This is a genomic window from Microseira sp. BLCC-F43 (assembly GCF_041929235.1).
Taxonomy (GTDB): domain Bacteria; phylum Cyanobacteriota; class Cyanobacteriia; order Cyanobacteriales; family Aerosakkonemataceae; genus Microseira.
Genome location: NZ_JBHFNP010000013.1, coordinates 1 through 6,048 on the forward strand (window position 1 = coordinate 1; position 6,048 = coordinate 6,048).

A 6,048-nucleotide genomic window follows, 5' to 3' on the forward strand; every position below is an offset into this window, starting at 1 on the left:
AGGGGGGAGGCGATCCCCCCCTGCCCCCCCTTACCAAGGGGGGACAAAGGGGGGATCGTGGCGACGCTTGATTTTGAATTCCGCTTTGTCCCTGCTTGGCAGTTATTTTCAGAATACTTGGCAGAAGGATATGTAGGGCAACCGCGTTTAATTAAAATCGATTGGTTGGTATCGAGTCGCGCCGATGCTTCGCGTCCTTGGAATTGGTACGCGCGCAAAGAAACCGGCGGCGGTGCTTTGGGGGCAATCGGTTCCCACGCCTTCGATTACATCAGTTGGTTATTTGGCCCTGTAAGGCGGTTGTGCGCCCATTTAAGCACTGCAATTCCCGCGCGACCCGATCCGAAGTCTGGCGAAATGAAGCCTGTAGATGCCGACGATACCTGCCTGATAATGCTGCAACTCCAAGATGGTACTCCGGTTCAAGTTTGCCTGAGTTCGGTGACGTATCAGGGAAGGGGACATTGGGTAGAAGTGTATGGCGATCGCGGTACTTTAGTGTTAGGCAGCGATAATCAAAAAGATTACGTCCACGGGTTTCGCCTTTGGGCTGCACCTGCGGGAAAATCTTTAACAGAAGTCCCAATTCCCAATCGTTTGGAGTTTCCTAAAAATTACGCCGATGGTCGCATTGCACCGTTTATTAGAGTAGTAGATCGATGGGTGCAAAGCATCGACCGAGGTGAGGAAATGACCCCCGGATTCAAAGAAGGCGTATACTCGCAATTATTGATGGATTTAACCCATCAATCCCAGAAAATGGGTAGGTGGATAGATGTGCCGGACTTAGAAACGTTTTTGAGTGGTAATTGGTGATGGGTAATTGGTAATGGGAAAATAGCGATCGCACCGTTAGTAGTAGGCGCTAAAGCGCCCCAGAAACCGGGTTTGTTTCCGTGTCACTCACAAAGAGAATTGATAACAGAACAAACCCGGTTTCTCAACATCTGCAATTAAAAATTATCGTGCTTGTTGTGACGATGGTTGAGTTGCAGGTTTTGGTGCTGCCGGGGTATTGCTGGCACGCGCTTGCTGATAAAAGTTTACAACCCTTTGCACGTAGGAAGCCGTTGCACCGCTGCCGCACCCGGTCGTATTGCCAGTCATCCACCAACAGGCGACGTTGCGTACCGAGGCAGTTTCGTTGTTATTAGTCACGCGATACTGTTTGCCGAGTTCTCGTCGGACGATGCACGCCACCGTATTGCGCGCCGCCGCCGCATCGGATTCAAATTCGGCGGGTGTGAGTTCCCTGCCGACGCATTGTTTAGTCCAACTGGGGATAATGCCGGGTAAAACTTGCCATTGACTGAACATCCCGTCATTCGGTTTGTTGGGTGGTGCAGCTTGTCGCAATGCCTCCACCATCGCGTTTATCTGCGCGTCAGCGACTTGTGCTTGTGCGGGTATTGTCCACAGTCCAAGGGTGACTATGATTCCGCTTAGCAGTAGATGCTTGGTTTGTCTGATTAACTCAATTTTCATTTGGGATTACTCAGTGTTAATCTGACTGTGCTATACAAAACTTGGCTAAACTTATCTAAGCTTCACCATTCAACTAGAACTAATTTCTAGAGGGTCTGCTTAGAGCTTCAACCAAGGGAGTCTTATCCAACAGTCAAGAGGCGTAAATTCGGGTGAGCAACACCCTATTTTTGGCGCTGTCAAACTATTGTTGTTAAAGCTAAGAGCCATTGTTCAACCATTATTTTCCACCAATTTAACGAATCGTGGCATCCCGTTCCACCTTTTTATAGGTTGGTCAGTTTTGCATCGACTCTGGTTTACAAAATGCGAAAGAAAATTTTTGGCCTTGGTTTTCGGCACTCTGGCTAAACTATCATAAAATTCCCAATCTGTCAATATCAACACTATAGAAAACTGGCATTTAGTCTGCCTCTTTAGAGAGGTTACTACCAAAATCATCGCCCGCCTCTATCTAAAGTATGATTTCGCCCATAAATTTATTTCCATCTGTAGGGTACTCTCTTCGACAGCGTAACGCACCGTCCCAGTTAAAACTTCAGGATTTACGCAGCAACTCCAGATATAGTGGAGATGGTGCCGTACACCGCTGCTCGATGCACCATACATATAGAATCTTGGCGTAAGTCCTGAACTTGCTACCGTCGCTGCCTTAAAACTTCTTTCAGTGCATTGTAAGCGGGTTTGGGACGATAGAAATTATCGAAAATAAGCGCGGCGTCGGGTTTTTTGGTAAACCAAGGTATCCAAGAATGTTTATCGGTAAATCCCCACAACACAAATGCCTGACAATTTCCCTGAGATAAACAAACACCAAGCAGATCTCGATAAATCTTAGCTTGGGCGGCAAATCTTTCTGCTTGTGTACCCGTTCCATTCTGGATTTGTACGTCCATTTCGGTGATATGTACATCTAATCCTAATGCTGCCAAACGTTGGATATTTGCAGCGACATCTGCGGGAGGGGGTGCATTATTTAAACCAACGTGCATTTGCAAACCTACGCCATGAATGGGAACGCCGCGTTGTACCATTCCCCGGACTAGATTGTAAATCGCATCTGATTTTGCCCCTAATCCCTCGCCACCATAATCGTTATAAAATAAACGCGCTTTTGGATCTGCTTCTTGCGCCCACCGAAAGGCTAAATCTATATATTCTGGCCCAATTCCTCGCAGCCAAATTGTATCCCGCAACGCATTATTATCTCCAATTCCTTCGTTGACTACATCCCAGGCAAAAACTTTGCCGCGATAGTGTCCGACTACTGTATAAATATGATCTCGCAGAATTTGTAACAGTTGTTGGCGGGTAAACTTTCCTTCGGTTAACCATTGGGGTAGTTCGATATGCCAAACTAGCGTATGACCGCGCACTTTCATCTTATTATCTTCGGCAAAGGTAACGAGGGTATCTGCATCGGTGAAATCATAACGATCGCGCTTTGGATGCAAGAACCTAAATTTCATTACATTCTCCGCGGTTAAGCTGCTAAATTCCCTCGCCAATACTTCCCTATAAACTGGTTCGTTTCGCAACGCATCTATTGCCACTGCCGCACCGATGACAATTCCCCGATTTTGTGCTAAAGAACGCAGCGATGTCACCGCCGTATGGGACGATTGGGGAATACTCAGAAGCACAACTATTAAAACTGTAGTTGCAGCTAGAAATAGGAAAGTTTTAAATCGGCGGCGTTGGGTTAAGCTGAACATCGCTGATACCTCATTCCCGGCAATTGAGAGACTAATCCCATTAGTTCTAATTGCAACAGCGAACTCAAGACTTCTGCCGCAGAAAACCCAGTTTGTTGCACGATTAAATCAAGCGCAGTAGGTTCGGAGGCAATCGCTTCTAATATTTTATGGAATTGCGGTTCTAGCTTTGGTAAAGGTTGCCGATTCTCCGATGTTACCTGCTGAGAAAATAAAGGTAAATCGGCTATACTTCCCGTATCTACAGGCGGCATACCGCTCAACATTTCTACCAAAAGACCTTCATTGATAATTAGTTGCGCGCCTTTGCTTAAAAGTCCCAAACAACCTGTGGATTTATAGTCATTCCACCGCGCAGGTAGTGTATACACATCGCGACAAAACTCATTAGCTAAACGCGCAGTAATTAAAGCACCCGATCTACTCGGTGCTTCCATTACTAACACCGCGCGACTTAACCCGGCAATAATGCGATTTCGACTGGGAAAATGGGCGCGATTCGGTTTTGTGCCAGAGGGATATTCACTTAATACCAAACCTTGCTGTAAAATTTGTTCGTAAAGTTTTTGATTGCGCGGTGGGTAAATAATATCCACACCTGTTCCTAAAACGGCGATCGTCCGTCCACCCGTTTCTAAGCAGGCGCGATGCGCTTCTGTATCAATTCCCTCTGCCATGCCGGAAACAATTGTAAATCCTTGCTTGGCTAAAGCAATGCTAAAATGGCGAGTTGAAAATTTACCGTAGTCAGAAGGATCGCGAGTACCTACAATCGCAACAGTTGGAGTTATGCCCAAATTTTCTTCAACTTGAACAATTCCCCGATAATATAACACCGGCGGCGGACTGGGAATTTCCAATAACAAGCGGGGATATTCCCTATCTGCTGGCGTCCAGAAACAGGGATTTTTGACAGAATGTTCTTTGAGGAACATTTCGGGAGCGAAACGCGATCGCTCCCTTACCACCGTATCAATTATCTGACGCCCAAAACCTTCAACTTGCCCCAAAGCTTTTGCATTTGCTTCCCAAGCTACAGATAGGGTGCCAAAATGCTGTTGCAGTCGGCGCTGCAAAATTGGTCCAATTCCGGGAATTTGCGACCAAGCTAGCCAAAAAGCGCGTTCTTCTATCAATCGCACATCCTTTTTAAATGTTGAGCGCTTTCCACTCTGATTCGAGCATACTCATTATATAAAAGCTCCAGTACTCGTCGCCTACCCTCCAAGACTCTCGCAGGTAACCTTCTTTGACAAAACCGACTTTTTCATAACAAGCGATCGCTTCTTTTTTAAAGTCAAAAACACCGATAGAAATGCGGTGCAAGTCTAAACGATCAAATCCTATTGCCAAGATTTTTCTCACCATTTCAGTACCAATACCTTGACCTCTCAAGGCAGGTTCTTTCACCAAAACGCGGGCAACTGTAGCCGACCTATTTTTCAGGTCGATTCTATCCAATTCTATATGAGCGACTACTGCATTATTTTTAGTATCCACAGCTTTGAATATTTTTCGGTTTGGTTTGTCACCTTCAGTAGTTTGAATATAGTTCTCAAGCTGAGACTCATTCAATGGATAGCTGAATACCAATGGTGCCCACTTTTGAATCAAATCTGCCGAGGTGACCCAACCAATTAACCGTGCAAAATCCTCGCGTTCAAAGGGTCTGAGTTCTATATCTATCATCCGTGGCAACCTAACTCAAGCTTTGGCGTTTCGCTGCGCCTTAAGATAGTCGAAAACCGACTTATCGCCGATATCGGGGGGAATTGCTTGAATTGCTTTCCGCAGGGCGAAGACGATAAATAAAATTGCCCAAAGTCCTAATAAAACTTGTTCCCCATTCACCGGCAAAACGCCGAATAAATGCCCTAACAGCAAGATTGGTACGAGAGGAGTTAGCAGTTTTGTTTCAAATCTATCGAAACAAAAAGCTTCTTTAAAATATATTCCCGTCAAAGCTGCAAAAGTAAAGCCAACGCCAACAATTGCAAAAGGTTGGCTAGCAACAGTTAAAGCCAGAGGTTCGCTATATTGCCAGGCTAAAACTAAAGATGCGACGCCGCCGATTGCCCAAAAAACTTGCAAAACTCGGTGCAGCGATGCTAGATAAATATGAATCGTCGCCAAACTAACACCCAGGGCGATATAGAAACAGGCATAAAGGAAAGTAACAGCGGTTAGTACAGTTGGGTTATTGCCTTGCCACAATACTAACCCGCTAGCGATCGCAAAGCTCAAAGCCGCTACCATCAACCCGGTACGATAGACGATGACGCCAGTGCGATCGCTCTTCGTAATCGTAAATTCCCCAAACTGACCTTGATACACCCTTGGTTCAGACGATTCGAGTACTTGAGTCATAGTTTACTATCCCCTGTTGCTTGTGCCTTCTGGCATATTTTATCCCCAAATATAACCCTATTTGGGCAGAAGATTATTCAACTATAGCGAAGAAACATAAAAAAGAGTATAGCCAGTCAATAAAGATAAGCCAATTAACCAATAGGTTTATATTACCATAACGAAACGAATCGGGAAGCGAGCGTGGCTTCTAGCGCTCCTAATGGCTATTTTAATTCCCTTTGCCGCCAATGCTCAAACGCGCCGTCTTAGAGATCCCCCTAAATCCCCCAAAACAGCGGGGGACTTTCCTCTCTCCCCTCGTTCTCCCCTCGTTACCAGGGCGACTGGGAGAATGATGCGCCCTGTGTCTTTAGACCAGGGATGAAAAACGACGACTGCTGATTTATCCGCAGTCAGTATTAACTTTTGTATTTAGGGAGTTGCGCCAACAGTAAATAGCGATAAAATTGAACGTCGAAAAAGAAACGCCATGATTACA

The 6,048-nt window shown here is 45.7% G+C and carries 6 protein-coding genes; 1 reads left to right on the plus strand and 5 read right to left on the minus strand.

Annotation, left to right across the window (positions count from 1 at the left end; translation table 11 throughout):
* A partial coding sequence (locus tag ACE1CM_RS01620; protein ID WP_374875660.1) for a Gfo/Idh/MocA family oxidoreductase occupies positions 1-816 on the plus strand: 816 nt, incomplete at its 5' end.
* 144 nt (positions 817-960) lie between these two features.
* Here ACE1CM_RS01620 and ACE1CM_RS01625 read toward each other — a convergent pair.
* The 5 genes from ACE1CM_RS01625 to ACE1CM_RS01645 form a co-directional block, all read right to left on the minus strand.
* Positions 961-1,485, minus strand: a complete 525-nt coding sequence (locus tag ACE1CM_RS01625) for a hypothetical protein (protein WP_374875661.1) — start codon at positions 1,483-1,485, stop codon at positions 961-963.
* Positions 1,486-2,123: 638 nt separating this feature from the next.
* Positions 2,124-3,200 (minus strand): endo-1,4-beta-xylanase, encoded by a 1,077-nt coding sequence (locus ACE1CM_RS01630; RefSeq protein WP_374875662.1) that lies wholly within the window; start codon positions 3,198-3,200, stop codon positions 2,124-2,126.
* Positions 3,188-4,336 carry a DNA-processing protein DprA gene (gene dprA, locus ACE1CM_RS01635; RefSeq protein WP_374875663.1) on the minus strand — a complete coding sequence of 383 codons (1,149 nt, stop codon included), beginning with the start codon at positions 4,334-4,336 and terminating at the stop codon, positions 3,188-3,190. Before dprA ends, ACE1CM_RS01630 begins: the two co-directional genes overlap by 13 nt.
* Positions 4,337-4,349: 13 nt before the next feature.
* Positions 4,350-4,889, minus strand: a complete 540-nt coding sequence (locus ACE1CM_RS01640) for a GNAT family N-acetyltransferase (RefSeq protein ID WP_374875664.1) — start codon at positions 4,887-4,889, stop codon at positions 4,350-4,352.
* Positions 4,890-4,904: 15 nt separating this feature from the next.
* Positions 4,905-5,567, minus strand: a complete 663-nt coding sequence (locus ACE1CM_RS01645; RefSeq protein ID WP_374875665.1) for a DUF2301 domain-containing membrane protein — start codon at positions 5,565-5,567, stop codon at positions 4,905-4,907.
* Positions 5,568-6,048 lie beyond the last annotated feature (481 nt).